The organism is Myxococcus sp. AB025B (assembly GCF_006518215.1).
Lineage (GTDB): Bacteria > Myxococcota > Myxococcia > Myxococcales > Myxococcaceae > Myxococcus > Myxococcus fulvus.
Genome location: NZ_SRLW01000736.1, coordinates 1 through 420 on the forward strand (window position 1 = coordinate 1; position 420 = coordinate 420).

Annotated in this window: 1 protein-coding gene; it reads left to right on the forward strand. The window is 57.6% G+C overall.

Annotation, left to right across the window (positions count from 1 at the left end; all coding sequences use genetic code 11):
* Positions 1 to 420: amino acid permease (locus FL311_RS43735; protein ID WP_141333606.1), on the forward strand; the 420-nt coding region annotated here is incomplete at both ends.

A 420-nucleotide genomic window follows, 5' to 3' on the forward strand; every position in this document is an offset into this window, starting at 1 on the left:
GGCGGTGTCGATGTCTTCGGCGTCCTCGTTTTTGGTGGCGTTGTATCCGCAGATTCAGGATTGGCGCACGCACATTGCGGTGCTACTCATTGTTGCGCTGACGTTGTTTGCGCTACGTGGCGTGCAGTTGCTGGGCAAGATTGCGTACTGGCCGCTGTATGTTTTCTTGGCACTGTTGGGAGCGACCCTCATTGTGGGTTGGATTCGTGCCGCGACGGGTACCTTGCCGTTGGCTGAATCGGCGACCTACGTGATTGCCCCCGAGCTCGAGACCCACTCGCTGGAGGGTCTGGCGCTGATGCTGCTTCTGGCGCGTTCTTTCTCCGCCGGCTTGGTGGCGTTCTCGGGTGTTTCTACGATTTCTAATTCGGTGAAGTATTTCCGCCGCCCGAAGAAATATAACGCGGCGGTCACCATGAT